This is a genomic window from Flavobacterium cryoconiti (assembly GCF_048158645.1).
In the GTDB taxonomy this organism is placed as follows: domain Bacteria; phylum Bacteroidota; class Bacteroidia; order Flavobacteriales; family Flavobacteriaceae; genus Flavobacterium; species Flavobacterium cryoconiti.
On sequence record NZ_JBLNKW010000005.1, the window covers coordinates 251,004 to 270,753 of the forward strand.

The 19,750-nt window shown below is 32.5% G+C and carries 19 protein-coding genes and 2 tRNA genes; 5 read left to right on the forward strand and 16 right to left on the reverse strand.

Annotated features, from left to right (window positions below; genetic code table 11):
- Positions 1-96: 96 nt before the first annotated feature.
- The gene (locus tag ACM55H_RS09425) at positions 97-726 is read left to right on the forward strand and encodes a response regulator transcription factor (protein ID WP_039108911.1); all 630 of its coding nucleotides are present in this window, start codon (positions 97-99) and stop codon (positions 724-726) included.
- Here the strand turns inward: ACM55H_RS09425 and dnaG are convergent.
- The 5 genes from dnaG to ACM55H_RS09450 all read right to left on the reverse strand — a co-directional run bounded on the left by dnaG (position 723) and on the right by ACM55H_RS09450 (position 6,272).
- Positions 723-2,699: a DNA primase gene (gene dnaG, locus ACM55H_RS09430; protein WP_416836257.1), complete on the reverse strand. Its 1,977-nt coding sequence runs from the start codon at positions 2,697-2,699 to the stop codon at positions 723-725. The two genes, ACM55H_RS09425 and dnaG, sit on opposite strands and share 4 nt — an antisense overlap.
- A 131-nt stretch (positions 2,700-2,830) precedes the next feature.
- Positions 2,831-3,883, reverse strand: coding sequence for a hypothetical protein (locus ACM55H_RS09435; RefSeq protein ID WP_416836258.1), 1,053 nt, complete (start codon positions 3,881-3,883; stop codon positions 2,831-2,833).
- Between the two features lie 31 nt (positions 3,884-3,914).
- Positions 3,915-4,601: a hypothetical protein gene (locus tag ACM55H_RS09440; RefSeq protein ID WP_416836259.1), complete on the reverse strand. Its 687-nt coding sequence runs from the start codon at positions 4,599-4,601 to the stop codon at positions 3,915-3,917.
- Positions 4,588-5,148 (reverse strand): RNA polymerase sigma factor, encoded by a 561-nt coding sequence (locus ACM55H_RS09445; protein WP_416836260.1) that lies wholly within the window; start codon positions 5,146-5,148, stop codon positions 4,588-4,590. The genes ACM55H_RS09440 and ACM55H_RS09445 overlap by 14 nt, the downstream gene beginning before the upstream one ends.
- Before the next feature lie 146 nt (positions 5,149-5,294).
- The gene (locus tag ACM55H_RS09450) at positions 5,295-6,272 is read right to left on the reverse strand and encodes a polyprenyl synthetase family protein (protein ID WP_416836261.1); all 978 of its coding nucleotides are present in this window, start codon (positions 6,270-6,272) and stop codon (positions 5,295-5,297) included.
- A 255-nt stretch (positions 6,273-6,527) separates the two neighbouring features.
- Between ACM55H_RS09450 and ACM55H_RS09455 the strand changes: the two genes are divergently transcribed.
- Positions 6,528-7,409 carry a hypothetical protein gene (locus ACM55H_RS09455; RefSeq protein ID WP_416836262.1) on the forward strand — a complete coding sequence of 294 codons (882 nt, stop codon included), beginning with the start codon at positions 6,528-6,530 and terminating at the stop codon, positions 7,407-7,409.
- 51 nt (positions 7,410-7,460) lie between these two features.
- Here the strand turns inward: ACM55H_RS09455 and rlmN are convergent, their stop codons facing one another.
- Positions 7,461-8,504 (reverse strand): dual-specificity RNA methyltransferase RlmN, encoded by a 1,044-nt coding sequence (gene rlmN, locus ACM55H_RS09460; RefSeq protein ID WP_416836263.1) that lies wholly within the window; start codon positions 8,502-8,504, stop codon positions 7,461-7,463.
- 81 nt (positions 8,505-8,585) lie between these two features.
- On the opposite strand from rlmN, the gene ACM55H_RS09465 reads away from it, so the two are divergent.
- Positions 8,586-9,227 carry an O-methyltransferase gene (locus tag ACM55H_RS09465; RefSeq protein ID WP_416836264.1) on the forward strand — a complete coding sequence of 214 codons (642 nt, stop codon included), beginning with the start codon at positions 8,586-8,588 and terminating at the stop codon, positions 9,225-9,227.
- Positions 9,228-9,402: 175 nt separating this feature from the next.
- Here ACM55H_RS09465 and ACM55H_RS09470 read toward each other — a convergent pair whose 3' ends face one another.
- The 7 genes from ACM55H_RS09470 to ACM55H_RS09500 form a co-directional block, all read right to left on the reverse strand.
- A complete protein-coding gene (locus ACM55H_RS09470) occupies positions 9,403-9,966 on the reverse strand; it encodes a phosphatase PAP2 family protein (RefSeq protein ID WP_416836265.1) in 564 nt (187 codons plus the stop codon).
- Positions 9,966-10,367: a Sec-independent protein translocase subunit TatA/TatB gene (locus ACM55H_RS09475; protein WP_416836266.1), complete on the reverse strand. Its 402-nt coding sequence runs from the start codon at positions 10,365-10,367 to the stop codon at positions 9,966-9,968. Before ACM55H_RS09475 ends, ACM55H_RS09470 begins: the two co-directional genes overlap by 1 nt.
- Before the next feature lie 112 nt (positions 10,368-10,479).
- Complete coding sequence (locus tag ACM55H_RS09480; RefSeq protein WP_416836267.1) at positions 10,480-12,723, reverse strand: M1 family metallopeptidase; 2,244 nt, start codon at positions 12,721-12,723, stop codon at positions 10,480-10,482.
- A gap of 64 nt (positions 12,724-12,787) precedes the next feature.
- On the reverse strand, positions 12,788-13,291 hold the full coding sequence (locus ACM55H_RS09485) for a DUF6702 family protein (RefSeq protein WP_416836269.1): 504 nt from the start codon (positions 13,289-13,291) through the stop codon (positions 12,788-12,790).
- An 80-nt stretch (positions 13,292-13,371) separates the two neighbouring features.
- A complete protein-coding gene (locus tag ACM55H_RS09490; RefSeq protein WP_416836270.1) occupies positions 13,372-14,124 on the reverse strand; it encodes a peptidase associated/transthyretin-like domain-containing protein in 753 nt (250 codons plus the stop codon).
- The gene (locus ACM55H_RS09495; protein WP_416836271.1) at positions 14,114-14,842 is read right to left on the reverse strand and encodes a peptidase associated/transthyretin-like domain-containing protein; all 729 of its coding nucleotides are present in this window, start codon (positions 14,840-14,842) and stop codon (positions 14,114-14,116) included. The genes ACM55H_RS09490 and ACM55H_RS09495 overlap by 11 nt, the downstream gene beginning before the upstream one ends.
- Positions 14,829-15,596 carry a hypothetical protein gene (locus ACM55H_RS09500; RefSeq protein ID WP_416836272.1) on the reverse strand — a complete coding sequence of 256 codons (768 nt, stop codon included), beginning with the start codon at positions 15,594-15,596 and terminating at the stop codon, positions 14,829-14,831. Before ACM55H_RS09500 ends, ACM55H_RS09495 begins: the two co-directional genes overlap by 14 nt.
- A 168-nt stretch (positions 15,597-15,764) precedes the next feature.
- Here ACM55H_RS09500 and pepE point away from each other — a divergent pair, with 168 nt between their 5' ends.
- Positions 15,765-16,472, forward strand: a complete 708-nt coding sequence (pepE, locus tag ACM55H_RS09505) for a dipeptidase PepE (protein ID WP_416836273.1) — start codon at positions 15,765-15,767, stop codon at positions 16,470-16,472.
- Between the two features lie 59 nt (positions 16,473-16,531).
- On the opposite strand, the gene ACM55H_RS09510 is transcribed toward pepE, so the two are convergent.
- Together ACM55H_RS09510 and ACM55H_RS09515 are read right to left on the reverse strand one after the other, a co-directional pair.
- Positions 16,532-16,604 (reverse strand) — tRNA-Gly (locus ACM55H_RS09510).
- A gap of 48 nt (positions 16,605-16,652) precedes the next feature.
- A tRNA-Gly gene (locus ACM55H_RS09515) sits at positions 16,653-16,725 on the reverse strand.
- 591 nt (positions 16,726-17,316) lie between these two features.
- On the opposite strand from ACM55H_RS09515, the gene ACM55H_RS09520 reads away from it, so the two are divergent.
- Positions 17,317-18,906, forward strand: a complete 1,590-nt coding sequence (locus ACM55H_RS09520) for a L,D-transpeptidase family protein (RefSeq protein WP_416836274.1) — start codon at positions 17,317-17,319, stop codon at positions 18,904-18,906.
- Here the strand turns inward: ACM55H_RS09520 and ACM55H_RS09525 are convergent.
- The gene (locus ACM55H_RS09525; RefSeq protein WP_416836275.1) at positions 18,895-19,617 is read right to left on the reverse strand and encodes a murein L,D-transpeptidase catalytic domain family protein; all 723 of its coding nucleotides are present in this window, start codon (positions 19,615-19,617) and stop codon (positions 18,895-18,897) included. The two genes, ACM55H_RS09520 and ACM55H_RS09525, sit on opposite strands and share 12 nt — an antisense overlap.
- Positions 19,618-19,750: the final 133 nt, after the last annotated feature.

Consider the following 19,750-nt stretch of genomic DNA (forward strand, 5'->3'; position numbering starts at 1 on the left):
AAATCATATTTTATATTGATTTCCAATTAATTACAGAATTTTTTTATTAAATTTACTGTCCAAAAGATAAACAACACTTAAATAAAATTAAATACCATGATTAAAGTATGTTTAGCCGACAATTATCCCGTAGTGCATTTTGGAGTAAAATCTTACTTTAAAGACCATGCCGAAATATCAATAGTTGCCAATGTTGGTAATTTTTTGATGGTACGAGATATACTGCTTACCAAAGAGATTGATGTATTAATATTGGATTTGGAATTAGAGGGGCTTTCAAGCATTTTTGAAGTAAAATCAGTTTTGAAAAACTTCCCAAAAACAAAAATTATTATATTCAGTGGTCTTTCTGAACAAATTTATGCACCAAATGCTATAAAAGCTGGGGTTTCAGGGTTTATTCACAAAAAAGAAAAACTTGAAACTTTAGGAATTTCAATTATCAAAGTACATCAAGGAAAGATAATTATTAACGAAACCGTTAAGAAAAACCTAGCATTAATTGCAAAACAAAGTAAGAGCGAACGATTGTATCGAAAGCTTTCTAACCGTGAGGTAGAAGTATTACGCTATTTAAGTGATGGAAAAAAGAATCATGAAATAGCCGAAATTCTAAAACTCAACGAAAAAACAATTAGTACTTACAAATTAAGATTACTAACAAAACTGAATGTTACTAATTTAGTAGATTTAGTAAACAAAGCAAAAACATTAGAAATTGTTTAGTAATACCTAGACATTACTCTTCCTAATTTTTTTGAAAACGAATGGATTAGCATATTATAATCCATAATCATTGACATAGGCTCTGTATTATCTGAATTTACTTCCGATAATACAGAGCTTTTTAATTCTTCGATGATTCTACCCACTAAATACCATCGCAACGTTAAAATGGTCTCGGAAACATTCTGAACTATTGTATCATTTTTAGATTTTGGAAAAATATTTTGTCCTTCCCAATTGTGCAAAATAACTCTTTCATCTTCCATCAAAATATCAGTTACTTCTTGTGCTAAATCTACTTGTAAATGCATCAAATAATGCTCTAAACTAAAGTTTTCATTCTGATGATAGAAGTTTATCAAATTATTGAATATATCGCGAAACAATGGATTGGCTAATTCAACCTCATCCTCCTGCAAACTCAAATAAATTCTCTGGTATACTTTATATTCCTTTTTTTCTAAAACATTTTCAATTTCACCATCCTCATTTGTTTTCAAAAAAGTATCTTCAAACTCTTCAGTTTTATTCCCATATAACAAAAGAATCTCGATAATTTTTCTTTCCAAACGATAGAGAATATCAACTTTTTCAGCTTCAACCGGATTTTCATTTTTCACAACTTCAAAAGCTATTTGCTCTTGTTTTTGTTTTTTTCCAACTTCAGAAACATCTTTTTGAACTAATTGTGCTAAAGTACTAACGAGCACTTGCTCTGAAATATCCATAATTCTGGAACATTCCTGAATGTAAATTTCTCTCTGAATTCTATCTGGAATTTTAGAAATACTCAATACCATATCCCGAATTAAATCGGCTTTTTTTATAGGATCATTTTTCGCTTCATTCATCAAAAGCGAGGCTTTAAACTGAATGAAATCTTTAGCATTATTTTCGAGATATAAAACTAAATCGTCATAAGATGTTTTTTTCGCAAAACTGTCGGGATCTTCACCATCAGGAAAAGTACACACTTTCACATTCATCCCTTCCTCAAGAATCAAATCAATTCCTCGAATAGAAGCACGAAGTCCCGCAGCATCACCATCAAAAAGAACGGTAATATTCTTGGTCAATCTATTGACTAAACGAATTTGGTCTGGCGTCAATGCAGTTCCTGAAGAAGCAACTACGTTCTCAATTCCGGATTGATTGAACTGAATTACATCCGTATATCCCTCAACCAAATAACAATTATTCAGTTTGGCGATGGACTGCTTTGCTTGAAAAATTCCATAAAGGACTTTACTTTTATGGTAAATGTCACTTTCTGGAGAATTCAGGTATTTTGCCGCTTTTTTATCATTGGTTAAAATTCTTCCTCCAAAACCCAAAACCCTTCCTGACATACTTTGGATTGGAAACATCACACGACTTTTGAAACGGTCAAATGGTCTGTCTTCCCTAGCAATTGTCAAACCTGTACTTTCCAGAAATTCTAATTTGTACCCTTTTCCTAAAGCTTCTTTAGTGAAAGCATCCCAAGCTTCAGGTGAATAACCTAATCCAAATTTCTTTATAGTTTCATTTGTAAAACCTCGTTCTTTGAAATAAGAATACCCAATAGCTTTACCTTCTTCAGAGTTTAAAAGTGTATTATGAAAATAGGTTTTTGCAAATTCCGAAACCAAATACATACTTTCTCGAACATCAGTATTGGCTTTCTCTTCATCCGTTTGCTCTGTTTCTTCAATTTCAATATTGTATTTTTTAGCTAAATAACGAATAGCTTCCGGATACGTAAACTTTTCATGTTCCATCAAGAACGCTACAGAGTTGCCACCTTTTCCAGAGCTAAAATCTTTCCAAATTCCTTTAGCAGGAGAAACCATGAACGATGGAGAACGCTCCTCAGAAAACGGACTTAGTCCCTTGAAGTTACTTCCTGCGCGCTTTAATAGCACAAAATCACCAATAACCTCCTCTACTCGAGCAGTTTCGAAAACAGTATCTATAGTGGCTTTTGAAATCAAATTTTACGTAATATTTAATAATTGAAAAGTGTGTAAAAATACACAAATCAAATTTGATAATTCTATCTAAAACAAAAAAAGCACTTCTTACAAAGTGCTTTCTCAAAGTACAAAACTAACTCAAACAAATTTTAATTTAAATCGAAACGCAATCCCAAAGAAACATTATTTTGCTTCACTGTATTGTCTTTAAACAAAGGATTCAAATCATATTTCAAGTATAAACTTGTTTCTTTATATCCAATATAAGTACTCAAACCATAAATAAAATTACTGGTATTAAAATCTCCTCTAGTTTTTTCTGTAGCTTTTAAATCATTATCGTCGTATTTGATAATTTGTTTTGACTTTAAGTTGATTCCTGCATATCCACCTACTCCAAGACGGAAACTTTGATGTGTTTTGAAGAATGGTTTATCCTCTTTCATTTTTTTACCTGAAAAATCAAACTCTAAATGAACTGGCGCCACTAAATACACATTTCTAAAACGAGAATCTTTTAAATCAACAGGATTAACTACAAGATTAGTCTGATCACCATTGACTACAAAACTGCGATTATCCGTTGGCCGAAGATTATTGTACATTACTGACAAACCGTATTTAGCATGTAATAAATTGTTATTTTTAGCGATTCTGGTATTATAAGTAACTCCCAATTCATAGAAATGAGAACCTAAAAATCGGTAATCAGAATCTTCAACTTTTTCATCCGTAACCAAATTATTTAAACCTGCGGCAAAAACAAATTGCGAGGTTGTTCTTTGCTCTCCTTTTGTTGAACGAATAGAATCATTCCTTTTTGAATCTTTTTCCCAATCCCAATTCAATTCAAATTTGCGTTTTTTCAAAGTATCTTGCTCCTTGATTTTTCCGTCTACTTTTTCCTGAACTAAATTTTTCAAGTTTTCTTGCTCCTGAGCTACTTTCGATTCAATATTTATGGCTCTGGCTTCTGCCAAAGCTTTCTTTTTATTCTCAGCTTCTTCTCGAGAAATCGTGCCGTTTATTAATTGATTGTTAACTGCTTCAACTTCTATTTTCAAAGCGGATTTTTCTTCTTTTGTAATCGTTTCGATTTTTGAAGCGATGTTTTTTGCTCGTTTTTCAAATGTTTCCTGTCCAAGCATTTTGCTGGCGTAAAGACATAAAAGTAGTGCTAAGTAAATGGTAAAATTTCTCATGATGATTTGATTTAATGATGATTGATGATTTTTATTCTAAGTTGCGATTGGACAAAGCAACTTTTATTGTTTGGTAATTCTTACTTACCTTATTAATTACTTTTTCTCGAAAAGAAAGCTCTAATTCCCCATCCACTTGCGAAAGTAAATTACTTGCATTTATATGTACAGCCGGTTTTTGATTCAATTGTTTTTCTTTTTTCGAAGGATTTTCAACAGCTGCTAACAGTTCGTCAACTGAAACATTGTTGGCTTGAGATTTGATTGATTTTTGTTCTGTTTTTTGATTACTGATTGAAACTTCTGCTACTTGATTTTGATTATTATTAATGATTATTGATTCGCCTTTTAACTTAGTAGTTTTATTGATTTTTGAAGTTGTTTTTTGGACAACATTAATAACTACACTTTTTTCTTCTTCTATTTTCGGATTGACAACAATAGCAGGAGTTACATTCGTTTTAGGATTAACCGTATCCTGAATCACAACTTCATTTTTCTGATTTTTAATTGCATCTTCATTTTGATTAAAGTAAACTGTTCCTATTAATAGAAACCCCAGAATACTTGCCGCAATATACATCCACGGAAACTTAGCTTTTGGTTTTTCAGCAACCGTAAGCATTGCATCCAGTTTGTTCCAAGCCATTTCTGATGGTTTAATCTCCCGAGAATTCAACTGCTCTTTGAAGTTTGCTTCTAATTTATTCCGTTCCATTATCGTAACTTTTTAACTTGTTAATCTGCCCTTGCAACATTTTTCTGGCATGTGACAATTGCGATTTAGATGTTCCTTCATTAATCCCTAACATACTGGCAATCTCTTGATGTTTGTACCCTTCAATAGCATACAAATTGAAAACCATTTTATAACCATCCGGCAAACTGTCTATCAAAAACTGGATAGCATCAATTGAAAATTGGCTTTCGATGTTATTGAAACTTTCTTCAAAATAGTCTTCATCCTCAATATATTTCACCTTTTTTTGGACTCTAATGAAAGAAATGCACTCGTTCACCATAATTCTTCTAATCCAACCTTCGAAACTTCCTTTATACTGAAAATTTTTCATATTGGTAAAAACCTTCATAAAAGCAGTAATCATGATATCTTCGGCCTGATGAATGTCTTTTATGTATTGACGGCAAACACTTAACATTTTTGGAGAAAACTGGGTATAAATCTTCTGTTGCGCCTGCCGATTACTTTCGACAGCTAACTGGATCAATTCATTTTCCTCCTGATGTAAGTTGATTACTTTCAAAATCTTTATAAAGTGTTTCTATTAGCATAGACGATTAACAATGCAAAAAGGTTGCATGTTAATTTATATTTTTTTGATTTATTGTTCAAAAATAAAAAAGGTCAACAAAATCAATAGTTTACGAAGGGAAATTATTTTGAAAAAAATTATTTTTTTCTTTCAATAACATAGTTTACCATCAAAATCAGCGCATCTTTAAACTCCGAATCCGGATAATTATCTAAAAGTAAAAGAGCTTCTTGCTGGAATTCTACCATTTTTTGTTCCGCATAAAACAATCCATTATTGTTTTTTACAAAAGCAATAACTTCTTTGACGCGTTTTTTATCTTTATTATGGTTTTTAATAGAGTTAATCAACCAGCTTTTTTCTTTGGAAGTGCAGGTATTCAAAACATGAATAAGAGGCAAAGTCATTTTTTGTTCTTTAATGTCAATTCCTGTTGGTTTCCCAATGGCTTCATCCGTATAATCGAACAAATCATCTTTTATTTGAAAAGCCATTCCGATGAGTTCACCAAATTTTCGCATGTTTTCCACCTGAACTTCATCCTCAATAACTGATTTTGCGCCAAGAGCACAACAGGCAGCAATAAGTGTCGCTGTCTTTTTTCGAATGATTTCATAATAAACATCTTCCGTGATGTCAAGTCTTCGGGCTTTTTCTATTTGGAGCAACTCGCCTTCACTCATTTCGCGAACAGCGACAGAAATAATTCGAAGTAAATCAAAATCACCATTATCAATTGAGAGCAACAATCCTTTTGACAATAAATAATCACCAACGAGAACTGCAATTTTGTTTTTCCAAAGTGCATTGATAGAGAAAAAACCTCTTCTTCGATTGCTGTCATCCACGACATCATCATGAACTAATGTTGCGGTATGAATTAATTCTATAACACAAGCTCCCCGATAGGTTCTTTCGTTTACAATTCCTTCCGAAACCATTTTGGCAGTAAGAAAAACAAACATGGGACGCATTTGCTTTCCCTTTCTGTTTACAATATAATAGGTGATTCTATTTAACAAAGCCACTTTTGAAGTCATCGATTCGTAGAACTTTTTTTCAAAAAGTTCCATTTCATTGAAAATGGGCTGTTTTATTTTAGAGGTGACATTCATTTAGATTTCAAATATACTATTTTAAATAAAAACCTTTATCTATTTCCTGTAGTTATATGTTTTTTTAATCACTTTCCATTTTAAAACCCATTTGACTCTCTGTTCTCTGTCTTTATAAATAGCTCTCTAACAGAACTAAATTTATGAAACGATAATTTTTCTAAGTAAACTTTTGTATTTTTATAGTCTAATTAAGCCCCAATTAAACCTTTTATCCTTTTACAAATCAAAGCTTTAACCTAAAACCTATTTGTTATGAAAAAGAAAATTTTATTATTTGGAATAATTTTGAGCATTCTTGCAGTCACAAGCTGTTCGCAAGACTCTAATTCGACAACTGCCGAAGCAACCGTTACCAGCAATGATGTCGCTTCAACCCAGAAGATGGATAATGCCATAGATGACATATCACTTATTGCAGATAATCAATATGAAGTAAGTGAAGGTTCTACAACTGGCAAAATTACTGAGAATTATCATTCATTATTACCTAGCTGTGCAATAGTTAGTGATTTAGGATCAACCATTTCTGTCAGAGTCTTAACTATTACTTTTGGAACTGAAACTTCTGCCTGTATCTTCAGAGGGCATTCTCTAAAAGGGCAAATTATTTTAACCCGAACTATTGGAACCACTTTTCCTAAAATCATGACTGTTACCTATAATAATTTTTACATCAATGATAATAAACTGGAAGGAGTCTCAACTTGGAAAAGAGAAATGCTGGGCAGTGGGACTACCTTGCATCCAAAAACCACATTTACTATGACCGGTATGAAATTAACCACATCAACTGGAATTTACACGCGTAATGGAGATCGCATAAGAGAAATGACTGCTGGATTTTCAACCCGTTTAAGCCCAACGGATGATGTATATTCAACTTTTGGAACATTTACAACAACACATCCAAATGGAGCTATCTTTACCTCTTTAATAGAATCAACGACTCCATTAGTTCATAAAACTGCTTGTAGTTTAATACCCGTTCCTATGCCATTTCCTGTTTCTGGAATAGTAAAACTTTCAAAAAACTCGCATTACGCAACAATTGATTATGGAACAGGTGATTGTGATAATTTAGCTATGCTATCCATTGATGGTGGTACAGCAACTCAAATTACTTTAGGTAATTAAAAGACTTAATAGATATTAAACAAAAAAGGAGTTCAACATTGAACTCCTTTTTTATGCTTCTTTATTTGCCAGTTGACCACAGGCAGCATCAATATCTTTTCCGCGGCTACGGCGTACTTTCACAACTATACCACTAGCTTCTAGTGCTTTTATATAGGCATTAATAGATTCTTCTGAGGCTTGCTGGAATTCTCCGTCATCGATTGGATTGTACTCTATCAGATTGACTTTACAAGGAACATATTTACAGAATTTTACTAATGCATCAATCGAAGCTTTGTTATCATTGATATCTTTCCAAACCACATATTCGTAAGAGATTTTACTTTTGGTTTTTCGGTACCAATATTCCAGTGATTCCCGTAAATCTGCCAAAGGGAAATTTTCACTAAAAGGCATGATTCTAGAACGAATTTCATCAATTGCAGAATGTAAAGAAACAGCCAGTTTGAATTTCACATCATCATCAGCCAATTTCTTAATCATTTTAGGAACTCCCGAAGTTGAAACCATAATACGTTTAGGAGACATTCCCAAACCTTCCGGAGAAGTAATCATTTCAATTGCTTTCAACACATTGTTGTAATTCATAAGTGGTTCTCCCATTCCCATGAAAACAATATTGGACAACGGATGATTGTAATACAAACGACTTTCTTTATCGATAGCAATCACCTGATCATAAATTTCGGCTGGTTCCAGATTACGTATCCTTTTTAATCGCGCTGTGGCGCAAAAGTTGCAATCTAAACTACAACCTACTTGACTGGAAACACAAGCTGTTGTTCTCGTATTAGTTGGAATCAAAACAGATTCTACGACCAGACCATCATGCAAACGAACTGCATTTTTGACGGTTCCGTCTTCACTGCGCTGCATCGTATCCACTTTGATATGATTGATAACAAAGTTAGTTTCCAACATAGTTCGTGTTCCCTTAGAAACATTGGTCATATCCTCAAAACTATGTGCGCCTTTGCTCCACAACCATTCATAAACTTGATTTCCACGAAAGGCTTTATCGCCATTAGCGACAAAAAAATCTCGTAGCTGTTCTTTTGATAAGCATCGTATGTCTTTTTTCTCGATTTCCATGGTGCAAATTTAATGACAATTTGTTGATTTGTTGATTTGATAATTTGATAACTTTGCCTTCTATTGAAAAAAATCCCGAAAATGCATTTCATTTCCCAAGAATTAGAAGATTACATCGAGCAACATTCAGAAAAAGAACCGGCTTTACTGGCCGCTTTAAACAAAGAAACGTACCAAAAAATTCTGCTTCCGCGAATGTTGAGCGGACATTTCCAAGGCCGCGTTTTGAGTATGTTATCTAAACTGATTCGACCTGTGACTATTCTTGAAATTGGAACTTACACCGGTTATTCGGCATTGTGTTTATGCGAAGGAATGCAGGAAAACGGAATACTTCATACGATTGACATCAAGGAAGAATTAGTTGATTTTCAGCGAAAACATTTTGATAAATCACCTTGGGGAGCACAAATTTTCCAACACTTGGGAGAAGCAACTGCTATTATTCCAACGCTCGATATAAAATTTGATTTGGTTTTCATTGATGCTGACAAAGACAATTACCTCAACTATTTTGAATTGATTGTTCCAAAAATGAATAAAGGCGGAATTATCTTATCTGATAATGTATTGTGGAGCGGTAAAGTCCTTGAACCTTTGAACCCAAAAGATTTGAGTACAAAAGTATTACTTGAATACAATAAATTACTAGCAAATGATCCCCGAGTAGAAACGGTTTTATTGCCTATTCGCGATGGATTGACTGTGAGTCGAGTTCTTTAGATTTAAGATATCAGTCGCAGAATTCTACATTCAAATTGTATCAATTTAAAAAAATAGTCTTTTTGGAAACCGATGCCCTAGCCCTGATTAAAGCGAAAATCCTTTTTATTTTTCCTTTAAAAATAAAAAGATTGAAGTGAAAAGCAGGAAATAGCTCCAAAAACTACTGCCTATTTTATTGTGGAAAATATTTTCTTTGTGCTACTTTATATATCTTAAACATTAAGAAGCCAAAAACAAATCCGAACAAATAGCCAGTTAAAATGTCTAATGGATAATGCAAACCTAGATAGATGCGGCTGTAGGCAAATATTAACGGCCATAAAAACAAGAAACCAAAATATTTGATTCTGTGTTTAAAATTGAAGAATAAAAAAGTAGCTACTGCCATAGAATTTGCCGCATGTCCTGAAAAGAAACTAAAAGAATTACTCTTTTTTACTACTCGAATAAAAGTGTTGATATCCGGATTATTACAAGGTCGTAACCTTTGAAATCCATTTTTAAACAAATTGGTAGTTTGATCCGTAATTGTTATTAGAATAGCTACAAACAGCAATAAATATAAGGTTTGTTTTGTTCCTAATTTTTTAAAAATCAAGTAAGCCAATAATAAAAATAACGGAATCCAATTGATTTGTTTGGTTATAGAAAGCCATAATCCATCATAGGTTTCAGAACCTAAGCTGTTCAAATAAATAAATAACTCGGTATCAAGAGACAGGATTTTTTCCAACATTACATTTGGCGTTTTATAGGGCCCGTAATATCGTCAATTCCTTCTTTTACTTTTTCAACGTGAGCAGTAGTTTCTCCTAAGAGATTGTCTTTGGCTTTATTGATTTCTGATGTTATATTACCGGTCATATCAGTCAATGAGCTTGTATCCCCTAATAGATTATCCTTAGCTTTATTGATTTCTGATGAAATACTTCCTCTTAAATCGCTTAATGTCTTTGTATCAAAACCATTCGACTCTGCTCCTTTTTGAATTTCGCTTTTTATATCGTTTGTTGCATTTTTTATCTGCGCCATCGCTTTTCCCATAGTACGCGCTATTTCAGGCACTTTATCTGAACCAAAAAGCATCAGTACTATAAACATTATAAAAATTAATTCGCCTCCACCTATTCCAAACATAATTTTAGATTTTTCTTGGTTACAAATATATCAATTTTTGAATCGCAGTATTTTAAATTTTTCATAAAAAAAGACTCCGTTTTTAGAGCCTCTTTTTTATTCTTTTTATTCTTTAATCAAATTTTGATTTCACTTCAGTTTTTGGCCAACTGTTATTGGTTACATCAATATCCGCAGTTTCCAATTTTGGATCAATCTGAATTTTTTTAATTGCTTTTTCAGTTGCATAAACTTTCTTAGCGGTGTCATTATTTTTTCTCCAAATTTGAGCTGGATATTTGAAATTTTCTTTAGAATCATCCTCATAAGTAATTTCAACGAGAATAGGCATCAACATTCCTCCTGGCTTATTAAACTCTACTTCATAGAAGTATTTAGGTGTTTTTAAAGTCGAACGCTCTTCGGCTGTAAGTTTTTGGTCTACGTAATCCGAAAGTAATTTTACCTCCTCTACTTTTAATGCTTTCTTAGATGCTGGATTTAACTCTGTACTTTTCTCAGAAATCAAATACACAAATGGTCCTTTATCCAAACCAAAACGTCCTTTTCTCACTTTAGCATCTTTCAACTCTGTAGTTGGCGTTTCAGAAACATAATATTGTTTTACTTCATTTATACCAATATCAACAAAATCAGTTGAGTAAAACCAACCTCTGAAAAACCAATCTAAGTCTACTGCCGATGCATCTTCCATTGTTCTAAAAAAGTCTTCCGGAGTAGGGTGTTTGAATTTCCATCTATTTGCATATACTTTGAAAGCATGGTCAAATAATTCTCTTCCCATAATGGTTTCTCTCAAAATGTTAAGTCCTGCTGCCGGTTTCCCATAAGCGTTATTACCAAATTGAATTATATTCTCTGAATTAGACATAATTGGCTCCAATAATTTTTGATCTCCACTCATGTAAGGAACAATTTTACTAGGAATTCCACGATTAGAAGGGAAATTAGTCCCTAATTCCTGTTCTGCCATATATTGCATAAACGAGTTTAATCCTTCGTCCATCCAAGTCCATTGACGTTCATCAGAATTGACAATCATAGGAAAGAAATTGTGTCCAACTTCGTGTATAACTACTCCCATCATCCCATTCTTAGTACGTTCGCTGGTCACTCCATTTTCATCTGGACGTCCATAGTTCCAACAAATCATAGGATATTCCATTCCTTGATCTTCTGCAGAAACAGATACCGCTTTTGGATAAGGATAATCAAAAGTATGAGAAGAATAACTTTTTAGAGTATGCGCAACGGTTCTTGTAGAAGTTTCTCCCCAAAGCGGATTCGCTTCTTTAGGATACACAGATTCAGCCATTACCACTTTATTACTCAATTGTACTGCCATAGCATCATAAATAAATTTTCTTGAAGTGGCTATACCAAAATCTCTCACATTTTTAGCGCTAAATTTCCATGTTTTTTTCTTATCAGAAAACCCTTTTTCAGCAACTTCAGCCTCAGCTTGAGTTACAATAACTACTGGTTTATCAAATGATTTTTGAGCCAATTCATACCTTTTAACTTGTGCAGGCGTAAACACTTCACTTCTATTCATCAATTCCCCTGTTGCATCCATAACATGATCCGCAGGAACAGTAATATTTACATCAAAATTTCCAAAAGGTAAAGCAAATTCTCCACCTCCCCAAAATTGCATATTCTGCCAACCCTCGACATCATTGTAAACTGCCATTCTAGGATAAAACTGAGCAATTACATACAGTTTATTTCCTTCTTTTTCGAATGGCTCGTAACCAGAACGTCCTCCATCTTGGATGTAGTTATTGATATTGTACCACCATTTTGTTGAAAATATAAATTTTTCACCTGGTTTAAGAGGAGTAACCAGATTAATACGCATCATAGTTTGATTTATCGTATAAGACAAAGGATTTCCTTTGGCCTCTTTTACATATTCAATATTAAATCCACGATCTAATCCTTGCTTTAAATGTTCATTTGCAAATTTCTCGGCAGGTAAAACCTGTTCTATTTTTTCACTTTCGGCCAAAGGAGATTGAGAATTCTTGGCTGCTTGGTTTTGATCTAATTGCACCCATAAATATTCTAAACTGTCCGGGGAATTATTATAATACGTTACCGTTTCTGAGCCGCTTAATTTAGCTTTTCTATCATCCAGCTCCACATCTATTTTATAATCAGCCTGTTGTTGATAATAGGCTGGTCCTGGAGCTCCAGATGCTGTACGAAACATATTAGGCGTCGCTAACAAATCATACATTTGGCTAAACTTGTTCGTGTCGTATTTTCCTGATTGCTTAGACGTTACAACAGGAGCTTTTTCTTGAGCAAGTAAAATTACTGGAAAAAGGAATAATAAAGTGATTTTTTTCATGTGTAGAATGCAAATTATTTGAGCGCGTGAAAATAATAATTTTTAACAAATTTCTCGCATTATATCAATATTTTAACATTCCTATTTTATTAGAATCAGTAAAAAGAATACTGTTTTTCTCTCCCAGCACTGTAACATGGGTTATATTTTGCTGTTCTGAATTCCAATCGATCAAAATTGTGTTGGCAATTTCAATCGAATTAATCTTGGTAATATCTTTTATGCTGCAATAACATACAAGCACATCACCCTCTAATTCTTTGCTTAGAAAATTGATTATTTTAGATTGTCCATTTACTTTTACTGAGAATTTTTCCAAGAAATATTTCTTCAGCAAAAGAATTTCTTCTGGTGATTCTTTTTCAGATCCTAAATTGAGTTTTTTATTATACTTTTTCTCTAACGCTTTATTCAAATCATCAACAAAAATGCGGGATGTAATTTGGAGCATTTTTTTTTCGGGAGCATAATTTACCTGATAAACCGCCATATAAAATTTATGAACACTAAAAGCAGTTAAACTCAGAAATAAAATTCCAATAAAAGTATATAGGACTGTTTTTTTCATAAGAAGATTCTATTTATTTTTTATCGGAATATGGTATCGCCTTTCTTCAATCTTATTTATGTTTTGGAATCATGGCGATTTCATTTTTCAAAAGTAGTAATTCTTTTAAACTCTTTATTTTTTGTTACCAAGAAATCCATCAATTGAAATTCATTATCTGATTTCATAAATAGCTTTGATTTAGGATCATTTTCACAAAAAATAAGAAAGAGACCTATTTCATCATCATTTAACTTCAATGTGTTTGTAAAAAAGGAATAGCCAACTTTATTCATTGTGAGTTCCGTAAAACTTTTATCGGTAGTAAAGTCGGTTTTTTCAGGATTATTTTTTCTCAAAGCTTTTAAGACATCTTTATAAACTCGAACAAAGTTTACTCCGTTTTCAATACTTCCATCGGGTGGCATCGTTCTGTTTTTTGGGGATGATTTTGCATCGTCAAAATATTGCTTATCCACAATTGCCTGCGAACCTCCTGAAATCGGGCTAATTTTTTTATTTCCCGAAACTACCACTTCCGGCAATTGATTGACAAAAGCAATTAGTTTCACTCTTAATAGTACAGTTAACATATCTTTTCCAGTAAGCACTACTTTTCTGGATTTAAAAGCTATACCCGAAAAAACTAAGGTGTCTTTGGCTTTTGCCAAAATACTAAAATATCCTTGTTGATTTATAACCGTTCCTGTCTTAGAATTCACATTAAAAACAATCCCATTTTCTAACTTAATTGAATCATTTACGACTTGACCATACAATGTTTTTCTTGTCAATTGACTAAAACAAAATTGACAACACAAACACAAAACCAATATTATGATTTTATTTTTCATTTGTAATGATTTTAGTATAGTTTTCAGACAATCCAACAATCAGAAACATAATCAACGTTTTATTTTTAGATTTCAATGCTGCAGTAAAACTGGCATCTTCAACGCAATAATATTGAAACCCCTTGATATAATCAGTCGGTATTTTCAAAGTTTCTGAATAATATTTATCATCAAAAATCGGAACAAGTCGGTTTAAGGATTGTTCTTTCCCTTCAACTAGTATCTCTTTTTTAAGCATCGCCTTACGGCCTGAAATTGTGTTCAATAAACCATCAATCCCACCACCGGAAGTTGCAGTATATAATTTCCGTTCTGCTGGTGTATATTTTTTTTGACCATAAGGGATAATTCCTAAATTCTCAGCCGTTATTTGTGGATTTTCATTAATAATAACTTCCTTTAGTTCAATACTTTTGGGAGTCATTTGAATCTTAAGAATATCCTGCATTAAATCCTGTTTACTTATTCTCTTATGTAAAGTTACAAGATTTACAGCAGAAAAAATCAAAATATCCCCTTCTTTTACAAATAGTAAAAAAGAGCCATTCTTATCTGTTGTTGTTGCTTTTTGAGTTAACGAATTGACGATATTTATTCCTTCAACTGCAATTGCATCAGCACTAATTCTTCCTCGAATTTCTTTTTCAAAAGTAACTTGTCCAAAAGTAATAGTAGTGATAAAAAATAAAAAAAGCAGTAACGTATTATTTATTTTCACTGGTTAATATTTCGTTATATTTTATAGCTAATTCACCCAATAAAAACTCAATGGTGGTTTTATTTTTTGTGTCCAAAATTCGAGTGAATTTAATATTTTCAACTGCAAAATACTCAAATCCTTTTACATATTCAGAAGGAATTTTCAATTTATTTACAAAATGGTCAATGTCAAACAGATTTTCCAATTGCTTTAAATAAAACTCTTTTTTCTCTACTTCCAATTGCTTTTTGAGCATGCGTGTTCTACCGGAAAGGAAATTAAGTAATGGATCCGCTGAAATTGAACCACCAGCCATTCCTGACAAACTTGCTGATGCATTAAGATCAGTGGCGGTATATAATTTACGTTCAGCTACAGTATAGGATTTTTGTCCTTTTGGAATTATACCAAGAGAAATGGCATTGATATTGTCAAAACCCCTTCTAACAATGACCTCTTTTAATTGATTCATTATAGGTTCCATTTTAACAAGAAGCAATTCATTTTCAAAAGTTTTTTGTGTTAAAGCTACCCGAACCCCTTTGAACTGCATAGCAGAAAACAGCAGCGTATCCCCTGGAACAGCAGCTATTGAAAAATAACCGCCTTTTTCAGTAATTGCTGCTTTTTCAGTTTTTAAATTTATAATATAAATTCCTTCCAGATCTGACATGTCAGCAATAACTTTTCCCTTCAATTTTACAGGAACGGGTTCTTGAGCAAAGGCTTTGGAAGCAACTAAAAAAAAAAAAAGGCAAACAACTCTACTCATCAGATGATAATCAAATTTAGATTATTGGTACATTGTAAAAGTATCTTACTCTCTTCAAAATTAATTACTAATGACTTGGTAAAAATATGTTAATTAAAAAACGTAAAACATAACATTAAAATAGACAATTTTATACCTTTAACGCTTACTATTTCAAAACAAAACACAATGAAAAACATAATTATCGCCAGCACATCTGTCCTTCATGGTGGAGATTATTTAGACTACTTATTACCCCGATTAAGCTTGCATTTTCTAAATTGTAAAACCATACTTTTTATTCCCTATGCCCGTTCTGGAGGCATTTCACATGAGGAATACACATCAAAAGTAGCTTTGGCTTTTGCCAAAATAAACAAAACCGTAAAAGGAATTCATGAATTTGAAGATGCAGCAGAAGCTATTCAAAATGCAGAAGGAATTTTTACCGGAGGCGGTAATACTTTTTTACTGGTTTCACAATTGTATAAAAACAAAGTCATGACTGTTCTCGCTGATAACGTTAAAAAAGGAACTCCTTATTTAGGAACAAGTGCCGGAAGTAACATCTGCGGTCTAACGATGCAAACCACTAATGACATGCCTATTATTTATCCCCCGAGTTTTCAAACATTGGGATTGATTCCTTTTAATTTGAATCCACACTATTTAGATGCTGATGAGCAGTCAACACATATGGGTGAAACGCGCGAAACACGAATCAAAGAATTTCATGCATTTAATACCATTCCTGTTTTAGGATTACGAGAAGGAAGCTGGTTAGAGGTTCTAGGCGAAAAAATAATCTTAAGGGGAAATTTGTCTGCGAGACTTTTTAGACAAAATAAAATAGCGGAAGAATTAGAAAGCGGAAGTGATTTGAGTGCTCTAACATAATTCAGAAACGAATTTATACTAAATAAAAAAGCCGAAACTATTAAGTTTCGGCTTTGAAGAGCGAAAGACGAGGCTCGAACTCGCGACAACCAGCTTGGAAGGCTGGAGCTCTACCAACTGAGCTACTTTCGCATGACAAAATTTAAATAAAAAACCTCAAACCAAAATTTGAGGTTTTAGAGCGAAAGACGAGGCTCGAACTCGCGACAACCAGCTTGGAAGGCTGGAGCTCTACCAACTGAGCTACTTTCGCATTAACAACGGTGCAAATATAAATAATAATTCTGCTTCAATGCAAGTTTTTTTTCTGAAAAATCACAAACTACTCCCCACAATCTTTTTTAACAAAGCCGATATAAATCATAAAGAATTTAATATGAAAATATTATACCTTTATTAGGCTAAAAAAAAAGAATCCAAAACATTAAATAAATCTCTGCATTGGAGACATTTTCGGTAAGATATCCTAAACTTAGAGCTTATAAATCTATAGATCATTGTCATTTCGACGGCGATAATTTAGAGAATACCGCTCATTTTGGTTTGTTTGACAGGAATAGTCTAATTAAATCATTTCAATATTCGAAGCAAAAAATGATTTATTTGATGTAAAAAACAGTTTCAAATTCGGGGAATGGGAGTTTTAGAACAGTATCAAAAAAAGATTTTGGTGAAAAATTCATTCTCAGTTCTGAGAAATATTGTAAAGTCCTAAATACATTTAATTTGGTTTAATACCAGGAAAGAAGCAATTGTTTCTATGAGAAAATGGCCTACCAAATAAAAGGATTGCTTTTGCAAATAAAAGAAGTTCGAGAACACGTTGTCATGTTAAAAAAAACGAATGATGAATAAGTTATTTCTAATATTATTGCTATACTCAGCCATAAGTTGTAAAAAGGAAGAACTGAAAAGCGAGGTAATCTTGAAAAAAGAGATTCGAAATTCCTATGTTATCCCTGAAGGCAAATCAATTAGAATCGACACTACGCTACTAACCTCTTTTAACGATAAAACACTTTTCGATTTTTATAAATCGACTGAATATGAAACCGTTTGGCAATCTGACGAAAAGAGAAAAATAATTTTAGAAGAACTTCTTAAATCTGACGAAGAAGGACTAAATCCAGAGGATTATAAAGTAAAAAAACTACTTGAATTCGAAAAAAAATCAGCAACTCTAGACACTATAGATTTAGCAAAATATGATGTTTTACTAACCTCCAGTCTTGAAAAATACATTTCAAATCTAACTAATGGGATATTAAACCCGAGAAAACTATATAAAAACTGGGATTTAAAAGAGAACTATATTGATTTAAACGAAACTGTCACTCATTTACTAAAAAGCGATTCATTGGCCTCTAAAATAGAACAATTAAAACCCGGTCATATTGTTTACAAAAGACTAAAAAAGGCGCTTAAACTGATTCAAAGTTTTCCTAAATACAATTTCAAAAATTTAAAAATTACTGGGAGAATTTCTCCAAATGACACTAATCCTTCCATAATTGACATCAAAAAAAGATTAATCTATTGGAAAGATTTAAAGCCTAAAGACACTTTGACACCCGTTTATGAAGAAGAAACCGTAATGGCGTTAAAAAGATTTCAAAATCGTCATGGTTTAGCTCCTGACGAAATTATTAGAGAAACAACAATTGCTTTACTAAATTTCTCAAAAGAACAACGCATTCATCAAATTATCGTCAATCTCGAACGCTGGAAATGGTATCCAAAAGAAATGGGAAAAGAATACGTAATCATTAACATACCCGATTACAGATTGACTTTAGTCAAAGATAAAGATACTTTAAGAACACACAGAGTAATCGTGGGAAGAGCTAAAAGAAAAACACCAATCTTAAGTTCAAAATTAACGCAAGTGGTTTTTAATCCAACATGGACGGTTCCACCAACTATTTTAAGAGAAGATGTTATTCCTGCTATTTTAAAAAGCAAAAGCTATTTAACAACTTCAAACATTAAGATATATGATAGTGACGGAAGAATAGTAAGTCCTTATGAATGGCAATTATCCCAAGCAAAAAGTTATCGCTATGTACAAACTCCGGGAACTTTTAATTCCCTGGGTATGGTGAAAATTATTTTTCCAAATCGTTTCTCTGTTTATTTACATGATACGAATCACAGGGATTATTTTGATAAAATTGATCGCTCGTTGAGCTCAGGCTGCGTAAGAGTTGATAATCCGTTGGAATTAACAGAATATTTACTGAATGACCCCGTTAATTGGAACTTTGAAAAAATCACAACTACATTACAAAGCGAAAAAACAAAATTTGTCAAAATAAAAAAAGATGTTTCCTTTCATTTATTGTATTGGACTGCTTGGAGCGAAAACGACAAATTGATTTTCAGAGATGACATCTATAATCTTGACGTTGATTTATACAAGAAATTAAGAAACTAATTCTGATTCCAATTTAAATGCTCTTGATGGATGATAGATAAAGAAACATGATTTGTCTTTTATTGCATTGATTATATCTTTAGACAATTCTGCTGGCACTGCTGGGCAACCTTGACTTCTTCCTAATCTATGATTGTTTTTAATAAATGAATTAGAAACATATTCAGCTGCATGCATAACAACACCTCTTGCTCTGGCATTGTCATTAACTCCTTTTTCTAAACCATCTAATTTTAGTGACATGCCGTGTTTACCGCTATAAATTTCACCAGTTGCATAGAATCCTAAACTGCTTTTATAGGATTCGGCTGAATTTGAAAAAGTAGAAGCAAATTCATCGCCAGTATTTCTTCCATGTGCAACAAGCGTATTGAACAAGATTTCACCTGTTGTCAAGTTAATCACCCAAAGTCTTTTGGTATTGGATGATAAACTAAAATCAACTAAAGTTAAAATATCTTTCTTAATTAATCCTTTTTCTTTCAACAAATAATACCCTTTTAAAGCTTCTGAAAAACCTTCAAATTTAGGTAAGGCAAATTCGCTGGAATGCAAATTATTATATGCCATTTCAATAGTAGCTTCTACACTAGATTTTACCGTTTTGGCATAAACTACTGATTTAATACTCTTTGGCTCAGAAAAACTTGTTTTGCTTGGAGTGAATGAAACCAACATAAACAAAATAGCAGGAAATATCTTATAAATCATTGAATATCTTTAAGTTATAGATTAATTCGGGATTGCAAACGTACTCTAAAAAACAAGAATTAAAAAGTAATTAACAAAACTTTAGACCAGTATAACGAATTAAGAGCTGAAAATATTGAGCAAAAAATCATAA

Coding starts and splice junctions, on each gene's coding strand:
- ACM55H_RS09425 (WP_039108911.1), top strand. CDS start 97: ATGATTAAAGTATGTTTAGCCGACAATTATCCCGTAGTGCATTTTGGA.
- ACM55H_RS09485 (WP_416836269.1), bottom strand. CDS start 13,291: ATGAAAAAAACAGTCCTATATACTTTTATTGGAATTTTATTTCTGAGT.
- ACM55H_RS09490 (WP_416836270.1), bottom strand. CDS start 14,124: ATGAAAAATAAAATCATAATATTGGTTTTGTGTTTGTGTTGTCAATTT.
- ACM55H_RS09500 (WP_416836272.1), bottom strand. CDS start 15,596: ATGAGTAGAGTTGTTTGCCTTTTTTTTTTTTTAGTTGCTTCCAAAGCC.
- ACM55H_RS09525 (WP_416836275.1), bottom strand. CDS start 19,617: ATGATTTATAAGATATTTCCTGCTATTTTGTTTATGTTGGTTTCATTC.
- ACM55H_RS09455 (WP_416836262.1), top strand. CDS start 6,528: ATGAAAAAGAAAATTTTATTATTTGGAATAATTTTGAGCATTCTTGCA.
- pepE (WP_416836273.1), top strand. CDS start 15,765: ATGAAAAACATAATTATCGCCAGCACATCTGTCCTTCATGGTGGAGAT.
- ACM55H_RS09475 (WP_416836266.1), bottom strand. CDS start 10,367: ATGTTTGGAATAGGTGGAGGCGAATTAATTTTTATAATGTTTATAGTA.
- ACM55H_RS09520 (WP_416836274.1), top strand. CDS start 17,317: ATGATGAATAAGTTATTTCTAATATTATTGCTATACTCAGCCATAAGT.
- ACM55H_RS09480 (WP_416836267.1), bottom strand. CDS start 12,723: ATGAAAAAAATCACTTTATTATTCCTTTTTCCAGTAATTTTACTTGCT.
- ACM55H_RS09470 (WP_416836265.1), bottom strand. CDS start 9,966: ATGTTGGAAAAAATCCTGTCTCTTGATACCGAGTTATTTATTTATTTG.
- ACM55H_RS09465 (WP_416836264.1), top strand. CDS start 8,586: ATGCATTTCATTTCCCAAGAATTAGAAGATTACATCGAGCAACATTCA.
- ACM55H_RS09450 (WP_416836261.1), bottom strand. CDS start 6,272: ATGAATGTCACCTCTAAAATAAAACAGCCCATTTTCAATGAAATGGAA.
- ACM55H_RS09440 (WP_416836259.1), bottom strand. CDS start 4,601: ATGGAACGGAATAAATTAGAAGCAAACTTCAAAGAGCAGTTGAATTCT.
- rlmN (WP_416836263.1), bottom strand. CDS start 8,504: ATGGAAATCGAGAAAAAAGACATACGATGCTTATCAAAAGAACAGCTA.
- ACM55H_RS09435 (WP_416836258.1), bottom strand. CDS start 3,883: ATGAGAAATTTTACCATTTACTTAGCACTACTTTTATGTCTTTACGCC.